Raw genomic sequence first — 22,478 nt, 5'->3', positions numbered from 1 at the left:
GGCGCTGCCGACGGCGTCCGACCCGGCAAGGGGGCGGTGGACGATGTCGCTGCGCAGGCCCAACCGGCCGCCCGCCTCCCGGGCACTGCGCAACTGGACCCTGCTCTACCTCCTCTTCGTGACGCTGCTGACCGTCGCGTACCTGCAGCTTCCCGCCCGCCACACCACCCTGTGGGCGCTGATCGGGCTCAGCGGCGTCGTCGCCATCCTCGTCGGGGTCCATCTGCACCGCCCCGCCCGGCGCTGGCCCTGGCTGGTGCTCGCCGCGGCCAACCTCACCTTCGTGAGCGGCGACACCACGTACAACGCCCTGGAGGCCTTCTTCGGCCAGACCAGACCCTTCCCCTCGGTCGCCGACGCCCTCTACCTGGCGACGTACCCGCTGTTCGCGGTCGGCCTGTACGGGTTCATCCGCTACCGGGCCGTCGGCCGCGACCTCGCCGTCCTCCTCGACGCGCTGATCCTCACCTCGGGCCTGGCGCTGCTCTGCTGGGTCAACCTCATCACCCCGCTCGCCCGCAGCGAGGGGATGTCCTGGACCGAGAAGGCCATCTCCATCGCGTACCCCCTCGGCGACGTGCTGATGCTGGCGATGCTCGCCCGGCTCCTCGTCCCCGGCGGGCTGCGCTCCCGCTCCGTGCAGCTCCTCACCCTCGGCACCTGCGGGATCCTGGCGTCCGACGTCATCTACGGCATCCAGCAGCTCAACGGCACCTGGATGGTCGGCACCCCCTGGGACCTCGGCTGGGTCGTCTTCTTCACGGCCTGGGGCCTCGCCGCCCTGCACCCGTCCATGACCGGCCTGACCGAACGCGCCCCCGAACCGGCCCCGCGCATCGCCGAGCGGCGGCTCGCGCTGCTCGCCGCGGCCTCCCTGGTCGCCCCGATCCTGCTGCTCCTGCAGTCGCTGCGCCACGACCGGAGCGAGGACATCGGTGTCATCGCGATCTTCTCGGCGATCATGTTCCTCCTCGTCCTCGCCCGGCTCTGGGGCATGATGAGCGACCACGGCAAGGCCGAGGCCCGTGAACGCAGCCTCAGGCTCGCCGCCGCCTCCCTCGTCGCCGCCCTCAGCCCCCGCGAGGTCGCCGGAGCGGTCGAGACGGCCTCCGCCACCCTCTTCGCACCCGGCGCCTCCCACCAGGTCCTCCTCTTCACCCGGGACCGCCGCGGCGGCCTCACCGCCGTGGCCACCGCGGAGCACCCCTGGAGCTGCCGCACCGACGATCTGATCCGGCCCCGCGGCACCCCCTGGCCCGAGCTGGTCGCCGAAGGCCCCCGGCTGCTGCCCCTGACCCGGCTCGATCCGTCCGTCGCCGCCGAGATCACACCCGAGACCCACGTCCTGCTCTGCCCCCTGGAGCTCCAGGCCCCGTCCGGCGGCGAACCGCTGCTCGGCGTGATGCTCTTCGCGGGACCCGAGAAGAAGCTCGCGGAGATCGCGGCCCCCGCCCAGTCCCTCGCCTCCCAGGCGGCCCTGGCCCTCGAACGCTTCGGGCTCAGCGAGGAGGTCAACCGCCGCACCAGCGAGGCCTACTTCCGCACCCTCGTGCACAACACCTCGGACGTCATCCTGATCGTCGACGACGACGACAGCATCCGGTACGCCAGCCCCTCGGCCGAGTCGATGTTCGGCCGCTCGCTGCTCCAGGGAACCCCGCTCACCGATCTCCTCGCCCCCGCCGACACGGCGAGCGCCCTGCGCCTCGTCGCCGACGCGCGCGCCCGCGGCGCCGCCGACGCCCGGGACGACTGGAAGCTCCTGCACGGCGGCTCCGGCGAACTGGAGGTCGAGGTCCGGTGCAGCAACCTGCGCGACGAGCGCACCGTCCACGGCCTCGTCCTCACCCTCCGGGACGTGACCGAGCAGCGGAAGCTGGAACGGGAGCTGACCCACCGGGCCTTCCACGACTCCCTGACCGGGCTCCCCAACCGCGTCCTCCTCCTCGAACGCATCGAGCGGGCGCTGCTCCGCGGCCGCCGCGAGTCCACCCTGACCTGCATGCTCTTCGTCGACCTCGACGACTTCAAGGTCGTCAACGACACCATGGGCCACTCCGTCGGCGACGAACTGCTCGTCGCCGTCGCCCGCCGCCTCACCTCGGTCCTGCGGCTCACCGACACCGCCGCCCGGCTCGGCGGCGACGAGTTCGCCGTCCTCATCGAGGGCGCGCGCGAGCCCCGCGACGCCGAGGCCCTCGCGGCGGAGATCGTGCACACCCTGAGCCAGCCGTTCCACCTCACCGACGGCGCCGTCTCCGTGTCGACCAGCGTCGGGATCGCGACCGTGCTCGACAGCGCGCACGCGGAGGAGCTCCTCGGCCACGCCGACCTCGCCCTGTACGCGGCCAAGGCAGCCGGCAAGAAGCGGTGGCGGCTCTTCCACCCCGAGCTGCACTCCCGGCTCGTCGCCCGCCACGAACTCCAGGCGGGCATGGACACGGCCATCGCCGACCACGCCTTCGCCCTGCGCTACCAGCCGATCGTCGAGGTGGAGGGCGGCGCCCCGGCCGGCCTCGAAGCGCTCATCCGCTGGCCGCACGCCCGGCGCGGGATGGTGCCGCCCGACCAGTTCATCACCCTGGCCGAGGAGAGCGGCCACATCATGCCCCTCGGTGCCTGGGTCCTCGAACACGCGGCGCTCGACATCGCACGCTGGCAGCGCCTCCATGCCGGCCGGACGCCGCTGCGGGCGAACGTGAACGTCTCCCCCCGCCAGTTCCGCGACCCCGGCTTCCTCGAAGAGGTGCGGCGCGCCCTGCACTCCTCCGGGCTCGAGCCCGGCTCGCTCTTCCTGGAGCTCACCGAGAGCGTCCTCATGCGCAAGGACGCCCAGGTCCGGACCACCATGGCCGCCCTCAAGGAGCTGGGCGTCGGCATCGCCATCGACGACTTCGGCACCGGGTTCTCCTCGCTCAGCTACCTCCGTGAGTTCCCCATCGACGTCCTCAAGGTCGACAAGTCGTTCATCGACGACATCACGACCGACCCCCAGCAGGTGGCGCTCGTGGAGGGCATCGTGCGCATCGCCGACGTCCTCGGCCTCCAGGTCGTCGCCGAGGGCATCGAGCACGAGGAACAGCGGGCGCTGCTCGCCCGGATGGGCTGCCGGTACGGGCAGGGCTACCTCTTCGCCCGCCCCATGACCGCCCACCAGACCGAGTCCTATCTGCACCGCGCCCCGCCCACCGGCACGGTCCCGGCCACCCGCCCCCGCGGCCGGCTCGCCGGTCCCGTCCCCGAGGTGCGCACCGTCCGGCCCCCGCGCGAGTCCCGCTGGCGGGACCTGGAGCACCTCCAGCGGACCAGCGTCATGTGCGACGCCGTCATCGACGAGATCGACGGCCGCCGCATCCGCGTCGGCGACGACTGGCTCGTCGACTTCGCCTCCTGCAACTACCTCGGCTTCGACCTCGAACCCGACATCATCGAAGCCATCGAACCCGAGGTCCGGCGGTGGGGCACCCACCCCAGCTGGTCCCGGCTCATCGGCAGCCCCCGGCTCTACCCCCGGATCGAGGAGCGGCTCACGGAACTCCTCGGCGCCCCCGACACCCTGCTGCTGCCCACCATCACCCTCATCCACCAGTCCGTCATCCCGCTCCTCGCCGGCACCGGACAGGTCTTCGTCGAGGCGCAGGCCCACCGCACCGTGTACGACGGCTGCGTCGGCGCCCGGGGACAGGGCGCCGAGATCCACCGCTTCCGCGCCGACCGGCCGGAGGAGCTGGCCGCGCTGCTGCGCGGCGCGCCCCCGGACGCGGGCCGGCTCGTCTGCATGGACGGCGTCAACAGCATGACCGGCAACTTCCCCGACCTGCGCGCCCTGGCCCGGATCTGCCGGGAGAACGGCGCCCTGCTGTACGTCGACGACGCCCACGGCTTCGGCGTCATCGGCGAGCGCCGTGCGGGCGAGAGCAGCCCGTACGGCTCGCGCGGCAACAGCATCGTCCGCCACCTCGGCGAGACCTACGACAACCTGGTCCTGGTCGGCGGCTTCTCCAAGGCCTTCTCCTCGCTGCTCGCCTTCCTCGCCGTACCGAGGTGGCTCAAGGACCACCTCAAGGTGGCGGCGGCCCCGTACCTGTACTCGGGGCCCTCGCCGACCGCCTCGCTCGCCACCGCACTCGCCGGCCTCGAACTGAACGACGAGCGGGGGGACGAGATCAGGGGCCGGCTGTACCGCAGGACCGCCCGCGTCCTCGACCACGTGCGGGGCCTGGGCATCGCCACCCCCAACACGGACGGCCTGCCGATCGTGGAGATCCCGCTCGGCGACTCCGGCGACCTCGACGCCGTCGCCACCTTCCTCTGGGAGCACGGCATCTACGTGACGCTCGCGTCCTACCCGCTCGTCCCCCGGGACCGGGTCGGCTTCCGCATCCAGATCACCGCCGCCAACACCGACGAGGAGATCGATCAGCTGTGCGACGCCCTCACACAGCTCGCCGCGCGCTTCGTGCTGCAGCCCGCGGCGGCCACCGGTTCCGTCACCGCCGGAAGGTCGGCGGAGGAGTGATGGACCCGATTCCGCCGGGCCCCGAGGAGACGGGACGGATCCGCCGCAACCGGGACGCCGACTGGAACGCCTGGCCGGTCGACGCCTACCTCGCCGAGAACTACCGCAGGCTCCACCCCTGCGACATCGGCGTCATCCGCCACCACGCCGCGGTCTACCGGCGCTTCGCCCCCGGCAGCCTCTCCCGCACCCTGGAGCTCGGCGCCGGGCCCAATCTGTACCCGCTGATGCTCGCGGGCGCCGCGAGCCGCGGCGTCGACGCCCTCGAACCCAGCGCCGCCAGCGTCCGCTATCTGCGCCGGCAGCTCGCGTACGGCATCGACGACAGCTGGCGGCCCTTCTACGCCCTGTGCCGCTCCCTCGACCCCGCCCTCCCCGCCGAGTGCGCGGAGGCGCTCCGCCGGGTCCGGGTCGTCCGGGGCACCGCCGACGACCTGGTTCCCGGCACGTACGACCTCGCCTCGATGAACTTCGTCGCCGAGAGCGTCACCGAGGACTTCGGCGAGTTCACCGGCGTCTGCGACGCCTTCGTCCGCGCCGTCCGCCCCGGAGGGACGCTCATCGCCGCCTTCATGGAACGCATGCCGAGCTACCGCATCGGCACCGGCCCGGTCTGGCCCGCCTGCCCGGTCGACGAGGCCGCCCTGCGGGCGGTGTTCGTCCCCCGCACCACCGGGCCGCGGATCACCAGGCTCGCGAAGGACCGCACCCTGCCCGAGTACGGGGACACCGGCGTCCTGCTCCTCACGGCCACCCGGCCGGACGGCTCCTCCCCACCGGTACGAGGGCCGGACGGCTCCTCCCCACCGGTACGAGGGTGAGGCGCCGGTACGGGGAGACGGGGAGGAGGCCGGGCCGTCAGGCCAGCAGCTCCCGGTAGAGCGCCGCGTACCGGGCGGCGAAGCGCTCGGGGCCGAAATGGTCCTCGACCAGGGCCCGCCCCCGCTCCGCGAGCATGTCCCAGGAGCGCGGCTGGTCGAGCAGCCAGGCCAGCTGCTGCCCGGTGCGGCGCGCGTCGCCCGCCGGGGCCCGCAGCACGGCGTGGCCGAAGTCGGCGAACTGGGGGAGGTCGCTGAGGATCGACGGCCGGCCCGAGGCCAGCGCCTGGAGCACCGTGAGCGGGATGTCCGCGCTGCCGCCGAGCCGGGGCGGCGGGAACAGCAGCACCCGGACGGAGGCCAGCAGGGCGTGCATGTCGTCGACGTGTCCGCGGACGTCGACGTCGGGCAGCCCGGCCGCGCCGGCCCGCTCCCGCAGCGCCTCGTCGAGGGCCTCCGGGTCCTGCCCCGGCCGTCCCCGCATCGCGAGCACCAGGCGGAACCTGGCGCCCTCCCCATGGGCCACCGCCGCCGCGTCGATCGCGATCTCCGCCCCGCCGTGCGGATCGTGGTGCCCGGCGAAGAGGACCGCAGGGAACCCCTCGGGCCGCGGCAGGTACGGCCACTCGTCGAGCCGGACCATGGGCGGGACGACCCGGACGTCCCCGAAGTCCGCCGCCCGCAGCCGGCGGGCCATCGACTCGGACAGGGCGACCGTCGTCCCGAGCGGCCGGGCGCGCCGCAGGGAGTGGGTGTCGGTCACCGCGGGCACGGTGTGCACGACCGGCCGTCCGCCCAGCAGCAGGGGGCGCAGTGAGGAGAAGGCGGGGAAGGCGCGGCCGATGTTCAGGAAGGCGTGCACGAGGTCGACCCGGTGGGCGAACACGGCCCCGGCGAGCGCGGACTGCACCCGGTCGCTGGCGTGCGGCCCGCGGCCCCGGGACAGGACGCGGACCGGCCGCCCGCGCTCCGGCGGGGCCTGGCGTCGTCGCGGCCCCTGGGTGAACCAGACGAAGTCCATGTCGGGCAGGGCCCCGAGGACGTCGGCGGCCAGCCGCACGCCGCAGCCTTCCGGCCCGTCCAGCGGGCTGCCGGTCAGGAGCAGGACACGGGGCCGCCGCTCAGGGCGCGCCATCGGGGACCTCCGCCGCGTCCGGGCCCGGCGCCCGGCACAGCGGCGACGGCGGCCAGCACGGGGCGGCCCGCCCGGTCGCGGCGGGCGCGGGGACGGGGACGGCGCGCGGGCCGGTCACGCCACACCTCGCGCGGTCCGGGCCCGGGTGCCGCGCAGGCGGTCGGCGCCCCGGGACACGGCCGGCCCGGCGGCCTGGGGCAGCAGGTACACCTCGGGCGCCCGGGGGATGCGGCCCCCGGGGAACAGCGCCCCGGCCTGCGTCCGGTAGCCGCGGATCAGCTCCGCCTTCCGGTCGAGGTCTCGCTCCCAGGCGCGGGCCACCAGACGGTGACGGTCGGTGAACTCCGTGTCGGCGGCGGCCGTCTGGTTGTACGGGAACTCGCTGTAGTACACGACCCGGCGGCCGCTGCGCTCGGCGGCGGTGCGGACCAGGACGTGGTCGGCGTGCCCGCCCACGCCGAGGGGTGCGAGGACCAGGCCGTCGGAGCGGGCGGGCAGCAGCGCGTCGACGGTCTCCTCGGCCACGCGCAGGGTCTCGGCGTCGTACGCGGAGATCCGGCCCCGGGACAGGTGCAGCCGGTACGTCGGGTACACATGCGCCAGTTCGGGCAGCACCCGGGCCAGCCGGGCGGTGCCGAGGCCGATCCGCGGCAGCCGCCGGAACAGCCCGTCGACCAGGCCGACATGGCGCCAGTCGGCGTCGAGCAGCTCCAGGACCCGCCGGTCCTCCGCGCGCCGGTCGGCGAACAGTTCCTCCGCGTCGCGGGCCCCGGCCCGCTTCAGGTACTGCCGGGCGGAGAGGGTGTACGGAGGCGGCGCGGCCTCCGTGAACAGCGTGGCGACCGTCACCGGGGCCCGCCGCCCCGCCCAGCCGAGCAGCGCGCCGCAGGACAGCACGGCGTCGTCCAGATGCGGCGAGAGCACGAGCATCGGGACGCCGTTGCCCAGGACGGTGCGGACGAAAGCGGTCAGCGGGTCGTCTGCCATGACGACGCACCCCTCTTCCTCGGCCGCCGTGCGGCGGCGGGTGAGTCGAGAAGCCGATGGGCCAGGGCCAGATAGCGGCCCGTCGTCTCGTCCCACGTGTAGTGCCGCGCCGCGATCCCGGCGCGGTGGCCCAGTCGTCGGCGGAGCGCCGTGTCCGTGGCCAGTTCGGTCATGCGCGCCCCGAAGGCCGCCACGTCGAACGGCCGCACGGCCACATCGCCGCCGTCGCGCATCCAGCGCAGCGCCGGCAGGTCGAAGTGGAGCACCGGCTTGCCGTACGCCATGCCTTCCAGGGCCACCAGACCGAAGGTCTCGTGCCGGGACGGCATCACCAGGAAGGCGCTGTCGCACAGCAGTTGGCGCCTGCGCTCCTCTCCGGCGGGCCCGACCCAGTGGATCCGGAGTCCGGGGCCGGGGCTGCGGGCGGCGAGGAGCGCGGCGAGCCGGCGTTCCTCGGCGGGGGTGCCCGTGCCCGCGAGCAGCAGGTCGAGCGGTGGCCGGGCCCGGTCGTAGGCGTCGAGCAGCAGGTCCAGGCCCTTCACCCAGGTGTCGATCCGGTCCAGGAAGAGGATGAACTGCCCGGCGCCGAGCCGGGCCTCGTCAGGGAAGGGCTGCTCCACCCCGTTGGGGACGACCTGCACGTCGGCCCGGGGGCTGAGCCTGCGGACCACCGCCGCGTCCGCAGTGTTCGTCACCACGATGTGCCGGTAGCAGCGCCTGCCGAGCCGCTCCACCAGGAAGAACGGCACATGGTGGCGCCACCAGGGGGCCTCGGTGACCCCGTGGTCGATGCCGACCACGGGGGCGCCGGTCGTCAGGGGCAGGAAGCTCGTCGAGTACGGCGGAGTGAAGCTCTCCAGCCACAGGTCGTGCCGGATCCGGCGGGCCGCGAACGGCAGCATCGCGAGAAACAGCAGCCGGCCGGCGCGCGGGCCCGCCCGGCCCACCCGGAGCCGGACGTACCGGATGCCGCCGCGGTCCTCGCTGCCGCCGCGCCGGCCCGCCGTCACGACGGTCACCCGGAAGTCCTCGGCGAGCCGCCGCGCCACCTTGCCGGCCAGCAGCGGCCCGTCGCCCCGGTGGGCGGGGTCGTCCTCGTCGTCGTAGACCGACAGCACCACGCGCGGCCGCTCCCCGCCCCGCTCGGGCTCCGGCCCGGCGGTCAACGGCTCCCGCTCCCGCACCTCGTCGAGGATCCGCTCCACGGCCGCGCCCGCCACCAGGGACGGGGCCCGTTCGCCGTCGAGGTGCGCGACGCCGGTCAGCCGCAGCGACCAGCTGCGGTAGCGCCCCCACCGCACGGTCGGCGGTCCCCCGGTCTCCTCCCGGCCGCGGCCCCGCCGGGACCCGGGCCCGGTCTCCACCAGCAGCGTCAGCCCGTAGCCCGCGGCGATCCGACGGAAGGCGGACGCCGCCCCGGAGGTGGCCGGCGGGTCGAACCTCACCAGAGCGTCCAGCGGGCCCCGGTCCGTCAGGACCACGTCCTGCCCGCCGTGCGCCCGTGCCCGTGCGAACAGCCCGGCCGCGGCGATCCGGGCCGTGAGCTCGGCGGCGTCGAGGAACGCGTGGGCACGGCGCAGCCGGGATCCCCGGCGCTCGGGATCCGAGGCGCGCCGTGCCCACACGTCCCCACCCGGTTCCCCCGTCTCCCTCACGCGTGGCGGAACCGGGAGTCGGCGGCACAGGAAGCAGCCGTGACCGTGGACGGTGACGACGGTGACGCCGCGCTCGCGGAGCAGTGTCCCGAGCCGGCGCACCAGCGAGGAGGTGCCCACGCCGTCGGGTCCCGACACCGCGACGAGCAGAGGCCCGCGGACGCTCGTCATGGCACCCGCCTCCGCGGCTCGGCGGCCCTCACGGAGGCGAAGGCGGCGGGGGCGATGACAGGGGCGGTGACGGCGCGGTCAGAAGCGCGGTGTGTGCCGCATGCGCCGCGTGCGCCGTGTGGGCGGTGTGGGCGGTGTGGGCCTGGTGAGCCGGACGCGTCGGACGATCGGCCCGAGCCGCGACCGCGCCGTGCGGTGCTGGTGTGCGCCGTACGGGCGCGCCGCCGCCGTCCGGCGCCGCGCGGCCTGCGTGTCAGGCAGCGGGGCGGAGCGGCACCGAGGCCGAGCCGGTCGCCGGCGCGGCGGGCGGGGTGGGCCGTCGGACGGTGCGGGGGACGGCAGGGCGAGCGGCGCCGGGCATCGGCGAGGGGCCAGTCGGTCACCCGCCGCAGAGGGTGCGGAACGGGTGCCACCGGCGTCCGGCTGGAATGGATGGAGGTCACGACGAGCCTCTTCCGGCAACCGACCCTGCCGAGGGTGTGCGCTCACTGTCTGCTTTGTCGAGAAATGTTGCTCATCTCAGCGTTAGCACTGTTGGGAGCATTTCGTCAACCGGAAGCGTCGCGCGAGCCGCGCGCGGGGGAGCGCGCGAGGCGCGAGAGGGCGTTGTGCGGCCGTTCGTCGAGGAGGGCGCCGAGGATGCGGGCGCCGTCGCGGATCGTGCGGGGGTGCGACGGGCCGTGACGGCGCGGCAGTTCGAGACTCGGCACCTCGGCGACGCGCAGGCCGTAGTGGAGCGCGTGCGTGACGAGTTCGGCCCCCAGCTCGACCCCGTCCTCGCGCAGGTCGAGGAGGTCGACGAAGGGGCGCCGGAACGCGCAGAATCCGTACCAGAGATCCGTCAGGTGCTGGCCGTAGAGGCGGTGGGCGACCCGGAGCAGCGCACGGTGCCCGATCCGCCGCGACAGCGGATAGTCGGCGTAATCCCCGCCCGCGATGAAACGCGATCCCTTGACGAAGTCGTAACCGCTTTCCAGATAGTGCAGGTAATGCGGGATCTCCTGCGGCGACATGCTTCCGTCGGCGTTCATCAGGACGACCAGGTCCCCGGTCGCGGCGAGCAGGGCCGCGTGCGGGATGTCGCCCCGGGTGAAGTCCCAGGCCCCGAGCCGGAGGACGCCGAGCCCGGCACGCTCCTCGATCCCGCCGGAGGGTCCGCCGATCAGGACCAGTTCCCGCACGCTGGCCGGGACCTGGTCGAGGATCCGGTCGAGCGCCGCTCCCGGATCCCCGCCGTCGGGGCGGAACGTGAGGACGAGACTCACCGTCCGGGTGCCGGAACGGGGTGCCCGGTCGGTCGACCGGCGCAGGGGATGCGCATGGGGATCGCTACTCATCGGTACGGCCTTACTCGTCGGTTCGGCCCTTCGGTGGCCGGCCCGCGTTCTCAGAATCCTGCGCGCGGGGCGACGCCGTCAAGAAAAGCGGAAGAATATACGGGCCGCCGCGAAGGGATGACCCGCCCTGCCGCCGTGTCATTCCCCCCTGTCACCAGGTCATTTCTGCACGCGTTCTCCGGGAGGAATACAATCCCGTCATGGCAGGGCGAATTGAGGACTACGCCCTCGTCGGTGACCTGGAGACCGCTGCGCTCGTCGGGACCGACGGGTCCGTCGACTGGTGGTGCGCGCCCCGCTTCGACTCGCCGGCCTGCCTCGCCGCTCTCCTCGGCGAGCCGGACCACGGTCGCTGGATCCTGGCCCCGGTCGGCAACGCCCGCTGTTCGCGCAGGAGTTACCGAGGCGACACCATGGTCCTCGACAGCGTCTGGGAGACCCTGTCCGGAACCGTCCGGATCACCGACTTCATGCCGCCGCGCAGCCGGGGCGAGGACTCGCCGAGGATCGTCCGCGTCGTCGAGGGGATCGCCGGACGGGTCGCCGTACGGGGCGAGTTGAGGGTCCGGTTCCATCACGGCAGCATCGTGCCCTGGACCCGCTCGACGGACCGGCGCACCGTCGTCTCCGTCGCCGGGCCGGACGCCGCCCACCTCTCCTGCGGGCCCGGCGTCGAACTGGACGTCACCCCCGACCGGACGAGCTGCGAGTTCACCGTCACGGCCGGCCGCCGGGTCGCCTTCGTCCTCGGCTGGAGCCCCTCGCACGCCCCCGCGCCGCCGCCCGCTTCGCCCGCCGGCGTCGCCGCCGCCCTCGCCCGCACCCTCGCCTTCTGGAACGACTGGGCATCCGCCCTCCGCTACGAGGGTCCCGCCCGCGAGGCCGTGATCCGCTCCCTGCTCACCCTCAAGGCCCTCACCTACGCCCCCTCGGGCGGCATCGTCGCCGCCGCCACCGCCTCCCTCCCCGAGTCCATCGGCGGCGGCCGCAACTGGGACTACCGCTTCTGCTGGCTGCGCGACTCCACCTTCACCCTCTCCTGTCTGCTCCGCAGCGGATGCCGCAGGGAGGCTCTGGCCTGGACCTACTGGCTGCTGCGCGCCGTCGCGGGCGACCCCGCCGACCTCCAGCCGCTGTACGGGGTCGAGGGGCAGCGGCGGCTCCCCGAGACGTACGCCGACTGGCTGCCCGGCTACGAGGACTCACGCCCCGTCAGATTCGGCAACGCGGCCGTCGGCCAGTTCCAGCTCGACATCTACGGCGAGGTCCTCAGCACCGTCTACTCCGCCGTCCGGGCCGGAGTCGACCTCGACCCCGCCGCCTGGTCCCTGGTGGCCTCGCTCCTGGAGTACCTCGGCAAACGCTGGCGCGAACCCGACGAGGGCATCTGGGAAGTCCGGGGCCCGCGCCGCCACTTCGTCCACTCCAAGGTCATGGCCTGGGTCGCCGCCGACCGTGCCGTCCGGCTCGCCCGCCTCGCCGGACTGCGCGGCTCCCTCGGGCGCTGGCAGGCGCTCCGCTCCGAACTGCACGCGGAGATCTGCGCCCACGGCTGGAGCGAGGAACAGGGCTCCTTCACCCAGTACTACGGGAGCCGGCAGGTCGACGCCACCGCCCTGCTGATCCCGCGGCTCGGCTTCCTCCCCGCCGCCGACCCCCGCGTCCTCGGCACCGTCCGGGCGATGGAGCGGCTCGACGACCACGGCTTCCTCCGCCGGTACGGCGACGTCCGGGACGGCGGCACGCACGAGCTCGACGACCTCGGCGGCACCGAGGGGAGCTTCGTCGCCTGCACGTTCTGGTACGCCGACGCCCTCGCCGTGACCGGCCGCGCCGACGAGGCCCGGACCGTCTTCGAGCGGGTCCTCGACGTCCGCAACGACGTCGGGCTCCTCGCCGAGGAATGGGACCCGGTCGCCGGCCGCCAGCTCGGCAACACGCCCCAGGCGCTCAGCCATGTCGCCCTGGTGAACACGGCGTTCACCCTGTACGGCACCCGCCGCCACGACCGCGACCGGGCCCACCCCCTCGCTGTGGCATGATCGCGTCGACTTTCGGCACGGTGCCGGAGGATCAGGAGGTGGACCGTGTCCTGGTACCTCGCGCTTCCCAGTGCCGTCCTGGGCGTGCTGATGCTGGCCGGCGGGGCGGCGACGCTCAGCAGCGGCTGGATCATGCCCTGGCAGCGGGGCTCCGTGTACCGGCCGCGGTTCTTCGGCTGGGGGCAGCTGCTGATGGGGGCCGCGCTCGCCATCCAGGCGTCCACGGCGCTCGTCGACGACCGTGCCACGCGCTCCACCGTCCAGGGGGCCGGGGTCGGCTTCCTGCTCGCCGGACTGATCCTCCTGACCCTGTCCCAGCGCCCGCGCCAGGACGCCTGACCCGGTCCTCGGCGTGTCGTTCGGGTGAGTCCAGCGGGCGCCACGGGCGCGCGTGGGTTCGAATCGGGGCATGGCTTCCTACGACAGGCTCCGTGCCGGCGGCTCCCCGAGGCCGCTGAAGTCCGGTGACACCTGGTGGTACGCCGCCGTGGCCGGCGAGGCCGCCGGCTCGTTCAGCACACGGGTCCGCACCCGGACCCGCCGTGCCTGCCTCGGGGCCGTCCTCCTGCTCACGGTCGTCTACGCGGGACTCGTGCTCACCGCGACGGGCCGCCGCTGGGGCGACGCCGCCGTCACCGGCCGCCGCGCCGACTCCGCCGCCGTCACCCTGCTCCGGGAGCATCCCTCCCTAGCCGGACTCACCACCGTCTCGCTGGTCCTCGGCTGCGTCCTCCTCCTCGCCACCGGGCTCATACGCAAGCGGTACGCCCTCACCGGCGCCGCCGCCGGTGCCGTCGTCACCGCCCTCGCCGTCACGGGGCTCCTCCAGCGGTACGCCCCCCGCCCCCGGCTCGTCGACCCCGCAGGAGCCCTCGTCCCCAGCGGCTTCCCCAGCGCCCAGACCACGCTCGCCCTCGGCATCGCCCTCGGCCTGGTCCTCGTCGTCCCCTACCGCCGGCGCGCCCTGGCCGTCGGCGCCGCGACCCTCTGGGCCGCCGCCGTCGGCGCGTACACCATCGCCGCGGGGCAGCACCGGCCCGGCGACGTCATCGCCGCCGCCCTCGTCGTCCTCGCCGTGACCTCGGGCCTCCTCGCCGTCATCGCCCGCCGGGGCAAGGTCCGCCCCGGCCCGCGCCGCGGAACCGCCCTGACCGGCCTCCCGGTGACCGTCCCGCTCGCCCTCCTCGCCCTGGGAGGCATCGGCGCCGGACTCTGGCTGCTCGGCGACACCCTCGCGCTGCCCGCCACCGCCCCGTACGACCCGGCCGAGCTCCGGCTCGCGCACCGCTGCGGCCAGGCCCTCGCCGCCGGAGTGGTCGCCGCCGCCGGGCTGATCCTGCTCGCCGTGCTCCGGCGCGTCGACGTGGACGGCGCCCCCGCGGCGTACCGGCTCGGAGGACCCTTCGTCGAGGCCGCCGGCGTCCCCCGCGACGCCGAGCTCGTGGGGCCCTTTACCGAGGAGCACGATCACGAGATATCTTGATGTCGAGCAATCTCGCAGACGCAGACGTGGAGCGGAGCACCCGGTGACTGACTCGACCATCATCTACACCCACACTGACGAGGCGCCCGCCCTGGCGACGTACTCGTTCCTGCCCGTGATCCAGGCGTACGCCTCGCAGGCCGGTGTCACGGTCGAGACGCGTGACATCTCGCTCGCGGGCCGCATCATCGCCGTCTTCCCGGAGTTCCTGGAGGAGGGCCAGCGCATCGCCGACGCCCTCTCCGAGCTCGGCGACCTGGCCAAGACGCCCGGCGCCAACATCATCAAGCTGCCGAACGTCTCGGCGTCCATCCCGCAGCTGAAGGCCGCGATCGCCGAGCTCCAGGCGCAGGGCTACGCCCTCCCGGACTACCCGGACGACCCGCAGACGGACCAGGACAAGGACGTCCGCGCCCGTTACGACAAGATCAAGGGCTCGGCCGTCAACCCGGTCCTGCGCGAGGGCAACTCGGACCGCCGCGCCCCGGGCTCGGTCAAGAACTACGCCAAGACCCACCCGCACCGCATGGGCGTCTGGACCCCCGAGTCCAAGACGAACGTCGCCACGATGAGCGAGAACGACTTCGCCTCCACGGAGAAGTCCGTCGTCATCGCCAAGGACGACACCCTCCGCTTCGAGTTCACCGCCGCCGACGGCACCGTCAGCGAGCTCCGCGAGCCGCTGAAGGTCATCGCCGGTGAGGTCGTCGACGCCGCCGTCATGCGCGCCGCCGCCCTGAACACCTTCCTCGCCGAGCAGGTCTCCCGCGCCAAGGCCGAGGGCGTGCTCTTCTCCGTGCACCTCAAGGCCACGATGATGAAGGTCTCCGACCCGATCGTCTTCGGCCACGTCGTCCGCGCCTTCTTCCCGAACACCTTCGCCACGTACGGCGCGGTGCTCGCCGGCGCCGGCCTCTCCCCGAACGACGGCCTCGGCACGGTCCTGAACGGCCTCGACGCCCTCCCGAACGGCGACGAGATCAAGGCCTCCTTCGAGGCCGAGCTCGCCGCGGGCCCCGCCCTGGCGATGGTCGACTCCGACAAGGGCATCACCAACCTGCACGTGCCGTCCGATGTCATCGTCGACGCCTCGATGCCGGCCATGATCCGCACCTCCGGCCACATGTGGGGCCCGGACGGCCAGGAGGCCGACACCCTCGCGGTCCTCCCGGACCACAGCTACTCCGGCGTGTACCAGGCCGTCATCGAGGACTGCCGCGCCCACGGCGCCTTCGACCCGGCGACCATGGGCTCCGTCCCGAACGTCGGCCTCATGGCCCAGAAGGCCGAGGAGTACGGCTCCCACGACAAGACCTTCGAGATCGCCCAGGCCGGCACCGTCCGCCTCGTCGACTCCGAGGGCACCGTCCTCCTGGAGCAGGAGGTCGCCGAGGGCGACATCTTCCGTGCCTGCCAGACCAAGGACCTGCCCATCCAGGACTGGGTCAAGCTCGCCGTCACCCGCGCCCGCGCCACCGGCGCCCCGGCCGTCTTCTGGCTGGACGAGAACCGCGGCCACGACGCCCAGATCATCGCCAAGGTCAAGCAGTACCTGCCGGAGCACGACACCGAGGGCCTGGACATCCAGATCCTCTCCCCGGTCGAGGCCACCAAGTTCTCCCTGGAGCGCATCCGCCGCGGCGAGGACACCATCTCCGTCACCGGCAACGTCCTGCGCGACTACCTGACCGACCTCTTCCCGATCCTGGAGCTGGGCACCAGCGCCAAGATGCTGTCGGTCGTCCCGCTGATGGCGGGCGGCGGCCTCTTCGAGACCGGCGCCGGCGGCTCCGCCCCGAAGCACGTCCAGCAGCTCGTCAAGGAGAACTACCTCCGCTGGGACAGCCTCGGCGAGTTCTTCGCCCTGGCCGCCTCCTTCGAGCACCTCGCGACCAGCACGGGCAACTCCCGCGCCCAGGTCCTCGCCGACACCCTCGACCGCGCCACCGGCACCTTCCTCAACGAGGACAAGTCGCCGACCCGTCGCCTCGGTGGTATCGACAACCGCGGCAGCCACTTCTACCTGGCCCTCTACTGGGCCCAGGAGCTGGCCGCCCAGACCGAGGACGCGGAGCTCGCCAAGGCCTTCGCGCCGCTCGCCGAGACCCTCACCTCGAACGAGCAGAAGATCGTCGACGAGCTCGTCGCCGTCCAGGGCTCCCCGGCCGAGATCGGCGGCTACTACCAGCCCGACCCGGCCAAGGCCGCGGCCGTGATGCGCCCGTCCGCCACCTTCAACGAGGCCGTCGCGTCCCTCGCCTGATCCGGCGCGAGACCGTCGTCCGCCCCGGCGCGCGACCCGTACCGCCCCGGCCGGAATCCCTCCGGCCGGGGCGGTCCCGTCGGTGGCGCATCTCACCCCCCGGTGTGACCCTGGAGGGCATGAGCTGGGCATCTTGGACGACCGCCGGTGTCTACACCGGGCGAGGTGGGGTGCTGACCGACGAGGCGGGCGTCGTCACGGGCGATCTGACCGTGCACACGACGTTCGCCGAGCGGGAGGCACGCGTGGCCGTGCAGTACAGCGGCGCATCCGACTGGTTCACCATGTCGGGCAGTCCCGTTCCGTGCGGATCCGAGGAGGAGAGCCGCGACCTGCACGACGCCGTCGTGGCGGCTGTCCGGGAGGGGAACGGGGCCACGGTCCCGACCCTGCCCGCGGCACCACCCGTGTAGCCACCGTTCTTCGGAAAGTGTTATCCCTCCCGTGCCCGCGGGTCTCCTGACGACGGGGGACTCGGACCAGGGATGAGGGAGCAGACCCATGCACAGCGACGAGCGACGCACCACCGCGCTCGTGGAGGCGGCCAGGGCGGGTGACGCGGACGCCAGGGACACCCTGGTCCGCGACCACCTTCCGCTCGTCCACAACATCGTCGGCCGGGCCCTCGACGGCCACGCCGACACGGACGACATCGTCCAGGAGACGATGGTCCGCGCCCTCGACGGCCTCACCGGCCTGCGCGACCCCTCCCGCTTCCGGTCCTGGCTCGTCGCCATCGCCATGAACGGGATACGGCGCCGCTGGCACGAACACCGGCGGGCTCCCGTCCCCGGCCTCGACCGGGCCGCGGAGCTCGCCGACCCGGCCGGCGACTTCACCGAGCTCACCATCCTTCGCCTCGGCCTCTCCGGGCAGCGCCGCGACGTGGCCCGGGCGACCCGCTGGCTCGACGAGGACGACACCGACCTCCTCGCCCTGTGGTGGCTGGAAGCCGCCGGCGAACTCAGCCGTGCCGAGCTCGCCGAAGGCCTCGGCATCACCCCGGCGCACGCCGCCGTCCGCGTCCAGCGGATGAGGGAACGCCTGGACACCGGGCGCGCCGTGGTCCGCGCCCTCGACGCGCTGCCGCCCTGCCCGGAGCTCACCGAGACCCTCACGTCCTGGGACGGCCGGCCCTCCCCGCTCTGGCGCAAGCGGATCGCCCGCCATCTGCGCACCTGCGCCGACTGCGCCTCCCGCGCGGCCGGCCGCAGCGGACTCGCCCCCGTCGAGGGCCTCCTCGTCGGCATCGGCCTCGTCCCGCCCCTGACGCTCGCGGCCTCGCACACGGAAGGACCGGCGGTGGAGACCGTCGCCCACGTGTCCCCGCAAGCCGACGGACCCGCGGTGGAGACCCTCGCGCACCCGTCCGCGCAGCCCGGCGCGTCCGGCGTCGCCGCCCCTCGCCCGCTCCCCTGGCGCCGCGCCACCGTCGCCGGCCTCGCGGCCGTCGCCGTCCTCGGGGCGGTCGCCCTCCTCGTACCGCCGCGGCCGGAGGCACGGGTCAGGCCCGAGCGACCCGTCGCCGAACCCCCCGCGACGACCGCCCCGGCCACCGTCTCCCCGAGCCCGGTGGTCACCGCCGCCCCCGTGCCGACGACCGCCGTCCCCACCCCCCGGCGCACCACCCGCCCGACACCGGCCGCCGACCCGGGGGAGCGGGTCACCACCCTCGTCAACCGCCTCCGGGCGAAGGCCGGTTGCGGCCCGCTGCGCACCGACCCCCGGCTCGTCGAGGCGGCCCGCGACTACGCCCGGGACATGGCCGCGCGCGGCTACTACGGACACGGCAGCCCCGAGGGCGAGTTCCCGGACGCGCGGATCACCGCCGCCGGATACGACTGGAGCGCCCTGGCCGAGAACCTGGCACGCGGTGCGACCGGTCCGGAGGCCGTCGTCGAGGACTGGCGGGACGGGGCGATGCACGAGCGGAACATGCTCGACTGCCGGTACCGGGACACCGGCGTGGCGTCGGTGCCCGGCCCCGCCGGACGGATCTGGGTGCAGGAGCTGGCCGCCCCCGCCTCCTGAACGGGGGACGGCGGCCGCTCAGCGTCTCGCGCCGAAGTCCTGGACCCACCACGGCCCGTTGGCGGCGAGGGTCACCCCGACGCCGATGTCCTTGAACGAGCAGTTGAGGATGTTCGCCCGGTGCCCGGGACTGTCCATCCAGTCCTCCATGGCCCGCGCCGGGGTCTTCGGCCCGCGGTGGATGTTCTCCCCCCAGGTCGACCACGCGTACCCGGCGCCGGTGATCCGGTCGCCCGCGTCCCGGCCCTCCGGACTGTGGTGCTCGTAGTAGTCGCGGGCGGCCATGTCGTCGGCGTGCCCCTGCGCGGCGACCCGCAGACGCCCCTCGGAGCGGAGCGGGCCGCAACCGGCCTTCTCCCGCTCGGCGTTGGCGAGTTCCACGACGTCCCGCACGAACCGCGCGGCCTTCGCGGCGGCCGCCGTCGGCCGCTCCGGGGCGGTGGCCGCGGTGGCCGTCGTGCCGGTCGCGGGAGTGGCCACGTACATCCCGGTCGCCACCGTGAGCACGACGGCCGCGGTTCCGGCCAGGGTGACGGCGGTTCGGAACGACGGACGGCGCGCACCGAGCCCCCGCACCCCGCCCGTTCTCCGGTGCCTGCCCGCGGCCGGAGGACGGGGATTCGCGAAGCGGTCGCCGTGGTCGTGGTCGTCGGGGTGGCCGGGACGGTCGTGGTGCCGCATGGAGCTCCGCTCTCTCGCCGGGGTCGCCGTTCGGTCCGGCGCTCGGAGAGCCACCGGGGCGACGGCGGTAAGACTTTCCGGCCCCGGCCGCCCCGACACTCCTCGTCAACGCAGTGCGTCAACCCACGTCCGAGCCTGTCAGCCCTGCGGGATTACCGCCACCGGGCAGGGCGCGAGGTGGAGCGCCGCGTGCGCCACCGAACCGATCCGCGGCCCGAGGGCCCCGCGACGGGCGCGCCGGCCGACCACGAGGAGCTGGGCGCCGCCCGAGCCCGAGAGCAGCACCTGCCCCGCGCTGCCCAGCTCGACGTGCTCGACGACCGGCACGTCGGGGTACCGCTCGCGCCACGGGGAGAGCGCCTCGCGCAGCGCCTTCTCCTCGTACGGGACGAGACCGCCGGCCTCGTCCGCGAGCCGCATCGACGCCGGGCTGTACGCGTAGAGGGGCGGCAGGCTCCACGCCCGCACGGCCCGCACCGCCGCCCCGCGCGCGGCCGCCGTCTCGAAGGCGAAGCCGAGCGCGGCCGCGCTGTCCTCCGGCGTGCCGTGCTGACCGACGAGCACGTACCCCGAGGGCGGTTCGGCCTGCTCGCCGTCGCGGGACCGGACGGCGACGACGGGACGGGTGGCGCCGGCGATGATCTGCTGCCCGTACGAGCCGAGCAGGAAGCCGGTGACGGCGCCGTGCCCGCGCGAGCCGATGACGAGCAGTTCGGCCCGCTCCTCGGTGCCGAGCAGCGCGGCGACCGGGGTGTCGGGGAGCAGCTCGGCCGTGAGCGCGAGCCCCGGGTGGCGCTCGGCGATCGTGGCCTCGGCCTCGCGAAGGACGGCGTACGCCGCGCGCTGCTGTTCCTCGGGGTCCTGGACCAGGGGGATGTCGAGCGGTTCCCAGCGCCAGGCGTGCGCGAGCCGTAGCGGGAGGCCCCGGCGCAGGGCCTCGCGGGCGGCCCAGTCGGCCGCGGCGAGGCTCTCCGGGGAACCGTCCACTCCTGCGACGATCTCACGACTCATCAGGCTGCCTCCGTCGGTGCGGTGTCGGGCCCGCCGGCCGGCCGGCCCTGCTCCCTCCAGCTTGGGCCCTTCGGCGGCTCGACGGGAGGGCCGGACGTCCCGACATGACGGTCCGTCCGGCCCTTCGCCCGGCCCTCCGTCGGTCTTTCGCCCGGCCCGTCGTTCGCAGGGGAGCCGCTCGGGCGGGGGTCAGGCGAGCAGGGTGAGCCGGGCGTGGGTGCCGTTGAGGTAGTGGTCCCCGATGTCCCGGAGCCGGTGGGCCGCCTGGGTGGGGGCGGTGAGCGCGCGGGCGTTGCGCCAGAAGCGGTCGAAGCCCGGCCCGCCGCCCCGGACGTCGGCGCCCGCCGTGCCGTCGACGAGTTCCAGGATGCGGGTGGTGATGTGGACGGCCGCCCGGCCGGTGACGGTCTCGGCCGCCGCCACGAGGACGGCGATGTCGGCGCGTTCCTCCAGGCCGAGCGCCCACTCGGCGAGCAGTCCCCGGGCCAGCGCGTCCGTCGCCCGCTCCACCACCGCGGCGGCGGCGTGCGCGGCCGTCGCCAGCTCCCCGTAGGCGAGGAGGAGGTACGGGTCGTCCCCGGCTCCGGCCGGCGCGATCCCGTCCGCGGCCGACGTGCCTCCCGCGCGGTCGCCGAGCGCGGGGCCCGCCTGCCCGGCACGGCTGATGTCACGGGCCTCGGCGAGCGCCCCCTCGGCGATGCCGAGCCCCACCTGGACGAGGAGCAGCCGCAGGGCGAGCGGCGCGAGGGTGGTGAACGGCGCGACGGCGTGCTCGTCGTGCGGGAGGACCCCCAGGACGTGCCCGGGGTCCACCGGGACGCGGTCGAAGGTGACGGTGCCGGCCCCGGCCAGCCGCTGCCCGACCCGCTCCGTGTCCGGGTCGGTGAACACCCCGGGGTGGGCCGGGTCCACGAGGACGACGAGCAGGTCGCCGGTGCCGCCGGGCCGGGCACCGACGACGAGCCGGTCGGCGACGGTCACGCCGGAGGCGAAGGCGCGGCGCCCGTCGAGGATCCAGCCGCCGCCGGGACCGTCGGCGGGGGTGAGCGTGAGCCCGGGGTCGGTCCCGGCGCGCGGCGGTTCGACGCCGCCGGCGAGCAGCCAGCGCTCCTCGGCCGTACACACGTCGAGGGAGAGCGCGGGGGAGGGCGCGTCGTCGACGTCCTGTGCCGCGGGGCCGAAGAAGCGGCTGCTCCAGGACAGCGCGTAGTGGTGGGCGAGGAGTTCGCCGACGGAGCTGTCGGCGGCGGAGATCTCCCGTACGACCGCGCAGGCGGCCCGCCAGTCCGCGCCCCGGCGGGTCGGTCCCGGCGCGGTGAGGAGGGCGGGCAGGCCCGCCTCCTGGAGCCGCGCGACCTCGTCGAAGGGGGCCTTGCCGGCCCGGTCCCTGGCGAGGGCGTCGACGGCCAGGTCGTCGGCCAGCTCGCGGGTGACGCGGGGCCAGATCTCGTCGTCGGCGGGCCGGTCGGCGGGCCGGCCGGGTGGTGCGGAGGCGGTGCGTATCGCTGGTCTCTTCGGCGATTTCCTCGGCGTGCTCACGTCACCTCACCCGATCCCTAGTATTCCCACTGGAATAGTAGGGATATTGGCAGAGGTGACCGCTCGACCCCAAGGGCCGTCCACGTACTGGACAGGCTCGTATCGACGAGCGAGACGACGTCAGGTTCACGCAGGTGGCAGGAGGTTGACCTCCGTACGGGACGGGAAGTGGCCCGGCGAGGGTCAGGGGGCCGCGGGGCACGGCTCAGGAGTCGGCCCGGCACGGGTCAGGAGTCGGCCCGGCGCGAGTCAGGGGTTGGTCCACGCCTCCGGATCGTCCGCGAGCGCGACGATCTCCGGCGGGAGCTTCGCGGCCGCGAGTTCCGCGAGGGACACCCCGAGCACCCCGCGGACACTCGCCCGCAGCGCGATCCACAGTGTGAGCAGCGACTCGGCGGGCCCCGTGTACGACAGGTCCGGCGGCCGCTCCCCGCGCACGGAGACCAGCGGGCCGTCCACGCAGCGGATGACGTCCGCGACCGAGATCGTCTCGGCCGGCCGGGCCAGCCAGTACCCGCCGTTGCCGCCGCGCTGGCTCTGCACCAGACCGCCCTTGCGCATGTCGCCGAGGATGCCCTCCAGGAACTTGTGCGAGATGTCCTGGTCCACCGCGATGGACTCGGCCTTCAGTGGCCCCGCGTCCTGGGCTGCGGCGAGCTGGAGGGCGGCCCGCACCGCGTAGTCGGCCCTGGCTGAAATGCGCATGCGCGCATTATTCCGCACGGACGTGACCGGGTCCGCGCGCCCGTTCCGCCGCCCGCGCGGCGGGTCCGCGCGCCCGTTCCGCCGCCCGCGCGGCGGGTCCG

General features: G+C 74.4%; 16 protein-coding genes. 8 read left to right on the top strand and 8 right to left on the bottom strand.

The window, feature by feature from the left end:
- The first annotated feature begins 43 nt into the window (after nucleotides 1-43).
- Both ACF07V_RS19395 and ACF07V_RS19390 read left to right on the top strand, forming a co-directional pair.
- The gene (locus ACF07V_RS19395) at nucleotides 44-4,519 is read left to right on the top strand and encodes an aminotransferase class I/II-fold pyridoxal phosphate-dependent enzyme (RefSeq protein ID WP_392155588.1); all 4,476 of its coding nucleotides are present in this window, start codon (nucleotides 44-46) and stop codon (nucleotides 4,517-4,519) included.
- The gene (locus ACF07V_RS19390; protein WP_392155586.1) at nucleotides 4,519-5,340 is read left to right on the top strand and encodes a class I SAM-dependent methyltransferase; all 822 of its coding nucleotides are present in this window, start codon (nucleotides 4,519-4,521) and stop codon (nucleotides 5,338-5,340) included. The genes ACF07V_RS19395 and ACF07V_RS19390 overlap by 1 nt, the downstream gene beginning before the upstream one ends.
- A gap of 37 nt (nucleotides 5,341-5,377) precedes the next feature.
- Here ACF07V_RS19390 and ACF07V_RS19385 read toward each other — a convergent pair whose 3' ends face one another.
- The 4 genes from ACF07V_RS19385 to ACF07V_RS19370 all read right to left on the bottom strand — a co-directional run bounded on the left by ACF07V_RS19385 (nucleotide 5,378) and on the right by ACF07V_RS19370 (nucleotide 10,622).
- A complete protein-coding gene (locus ACF07V_RS19385) occupies nucleotides 5,378-6,472 on the bottom strand; it encodes a glycosyltransferase family 4 protein (protein ID WP_392155584.1) in 1,095 nt (364 codons plus the stop codon).
- A gap of 114 nt (nucleotides 6,473-6,586) precedes the next feature.
- Complete coding sequence (locus ACF07V_RS19380) at nucleotides 6,587-7,459, bottom strand: PIG-L deacetylase family protein (RefSeq protein ID WP_392155583.1); 873 nt, start codon at nucleotides 7,457-7,459, stop codon at nucleotides 6,587-6,589.
- Nucleotides 7,441-9,285, bottom strand: coding sequence for a glycosyltransferase (locus ACF07V_RS19375; protein ID WP_392155582.1), 1,845 nt, complete (start codon nucleotides 9,283-9,285; stop codon nucleotides 7,441-7,443). Before ACF07V_RS19375 ends, ACF07V_RS19380 begins: the two co-directional genes overlap by 19 nt.
- 548 nt (nucleotides 9,286-9,833) lie before the next feature.
- Entirely contained in the window at nucleotides 9,834-10,622 is a 789-nt protein-coding gene (locus ACF07V_RS19370; RefSeq protein WP_392155580.1) for a glycosyltransferase family 2 protein, read from the bottom strand.
- A gap of 200 nt (nucleotides 10,623-10,822) precedes the next feature.
- Here ACF07V_RS19370 and ACF07V_RS19365 point away from each other — a divergent pair, with 200 nt between their 5' ends.
- From ACF07V_RS19365 to ACF07V_RS19340, 6 genes are all read left to right on the top strand, one after another.
- Nucleotides 10,823-12,664, top strand: coding sequence for a glycoside hydrolase family 15 protein (locus ACF07V_RS19365; RefSeq protein WP_392155579.1), 1,842 nt, complete (start codon nucleotides 10,823-10,825; stop codon nucleotides 12,662-12,664).
- A 45-nt stretch (nucleotides 12,665-12,709) separates the two neighbouring features.
- Nucleotides 12,710-13,003: a hypothetical protein gene (locus ACF07V_RS19360; protein ID WP_392155578.1), complete on the top strand. Its 294-nt coding sequence runs from the start codon at nucleotides 12,710-12,712 to the stop codon at nucleotides 13,001-13,003.
- 70 nt (nucleotides 13,004-13,073) lie between these two features.
- Nucleotides 13,074-14,147, top strand: coding sequence for a phosphatase PAP2 family protein (locus tag ACF07V_RS19355; RefSeq protein ID WP_392155576.1), 1,074 nt, complete (start codon nucleotides 13,074-13,076; stop codon nucleotides 14,145-14,147).
- A 43-nt stretch (nucleotides 14,148-14,190) separates the two neighbouring features.
- Nucleotides 14,191-16,410 (top strand): NADP-dependent isocitrate dehydrogenase, encoded by a 2,220-nt coding sequence (locus tag ACF07V_RS19350; RefSeq protein WP_392155574.1) that lies wholly within the window; start codon nucleotides 14,191-14,193, stop codon nucleotides 16,408-16,410.
- A 119-nt stretch (nucleotides 16,411-16,529) separates the two neighbouring features.
- Nucleotides 16,530-16,823 carry a hypothetical protein gene (locus ACF07V_RS19345; RefSeq protein WP_189806704.1) on the top strand — a complete coding sequence of 98 codons (294 nt, stop codon included), beginning with the start codon at nucleotides 16,530-16,532 and terminating at the stop codon, nucleotides 16,821-16,823.
- Nucleotides 16,824-16,911: 88 nt separating this feature from the next.
- A complete protein-coding gene (locus ACF07V_RS19340) occupies nucleotides 16,912-18,441 on the top strand; it encodes a sigma-70 family RNA polymerase sigma factor (RefSeq protein WP_392155573.1) in 1,530 nt (509 codons plus the stop codon).
- Nucleotides 18,442-18,459: 18 nt separating this feature from the next.
- Here the strand turns inward: ACF07V_RS19340 and ACF07V_RS19335 are convergent, their stop codons facing one another.
- The 4 genes from ACF07V_RS19335 to ACF07V_RS19320 form a co-directional block, all read right to left on the bottom strand.
- Entirely contained in the window at nucleotides 18,460-19,122 is a 663-nt protein-coding gene (locus ACF07V_RS19335) for a CAP domain-containing protein (protein WP_392155572.1), read from the bottom strand.
- Nucleotides 19,123-19,260: 138 nt separating this feature from the next.
- Nucleotides 19,261-20,133 (bottom strand): universal stress protein, encoded by an 873-nt coding sequence (locus ACF07V_RS19330; RefSeq protein ID WP_392155570.1) that lies wholly within the window; start codon nucleotides 20,131-20,133, stop codon nucleotides 19,261-19,263.
- Between the two features lie 189 nt (nucleotides 20,134-20,322).
- Entirely contained in the window at nucleotides 20,323-21,672 is a 1,350-nt protein-coding gene (locus ACF07V_RS19325) for an acyl-CoA dehydrogenase family protein (protein WP_392155568.1), read from the bottom strand.
- 249 nt (nucleotides 21,673-21,921) lie between these two features.
- Nucleotides 21,922-22,377, bottom strand: coding sequence for an RrF2 family transcriptional regulator (locus ACF07V_RS19320; protein WP_392155567.1), 456 nt, complete (start codon nucleotides 22,375-22,377; stop codon nucleotides 21,922-21,924).
- Nucleotides 22,378-22,478: the final 101 nt, after the last annotated feature.

Origin of the sequence: Streptomyces sp. NPDC015661, assembly GCF_043077765.1 — a bacterium.
Taxonomy (GTDB): domain Bacteria; phylum Actinomycetota; class Actinomycetes; order Streptomycetales; family Streptomycetaceae; genus Streptomyces.
Note: the sequence above shows the minus strand (reverse complement) of the source record. Positions and strands in the feature narration are given on the sequence as shown.

Coding starts and splice junctions, on each gene's coding strand:
- ACF07V_RS19345 (WP_189806704.1), top strand. CDS start 16,530: ATGAGCTGGGCATCTTGGACGACCGCCGGTGTCTACACCGGGCGAGGT.
- ACF07V_RS19330 (WP_392155570.1), bottom strand. CDS start 20,133: ATGAGTCGTGAGATCGTCGCAGGAGTGGACGGTTCCCCGGAGAGCCTC.
- ACF07V_RS19335 (WP_392155572.1), bottom strand. CDS start 19,122: ATGCGGCACCACGACCGTCCCGGCCACCCCGACGACCACGACCACGGC.
- ACF07V_RS19375 (WP_392155582.1), bottom strand. CDS start 9,285: ATGACGAGCGTCCGCGGGCCTCTGCTCGTCGCGGTGTCGGGACCCGAC.
- ACF07V_RS19370 (WP_392155580.1), bottom strand. CDS start 10,622: ATGAGTAGCGATCCCCATGCGCATCCCCTGCGCCGGTCGACCGACCGG.
- ACF07V_RS19380 (WP_392155583.1), bottom strand. CDS start 7,459: ATGGCAGACGACCCGCTGACCGCTTTCGTCCGCACCGTCCTGGGCAAC.
- ACF07V_RS19390 (WP_392155586.1), top strand. CDS start 4,519: ATGGACCCGATTCCGCCGGGCCCCGAGGAGACGGGACGGATCCGCCGC.
- ACF07V_RS19365 (WP_392155579.1), top strand. CDS start 10,823: ATGGCAGGGCGAATTGAGGACTACGCCCTCGTCGGTGACCTGGAGACC.
- ACF07V_RS19385 (WP_392155584.1), bottom strand. CDS start 6,472: ATGGCGCGCCCTGAGCGGCGGCCCCGTGTCCTGCTCCTGACCGGCAGC.
- ACF07V_RS19395 (WP_392155588.1), top strand. CDS start 44: ATGTCGCTGCGCAGGCCCAACCGGCCGCCCGCCTCCCGGGCACTGCGC.
- ACF07V_RS19355 (WP_392155576.1), top strand. CDS start 13,074: ATGGCTTCCTACGACAGGCTCCGTGCCGGCGGCTCCCCGAGGCCGCTG.
- ACF07V_RS19340 (WP_392155573.1), top strand. CDS start 16,912: ATGCACAGCGACGAGCGACGCACCACCGCGCTCGTGGAGGCGGCCAGG.
- ACF07V_RS19320 (WP_392155567.1), bottom strand. CDS start 22,377: ATGCGCATTTCAGCCAGGGCCGACTACGCGGTGCGGGCCGCCCTCCAG.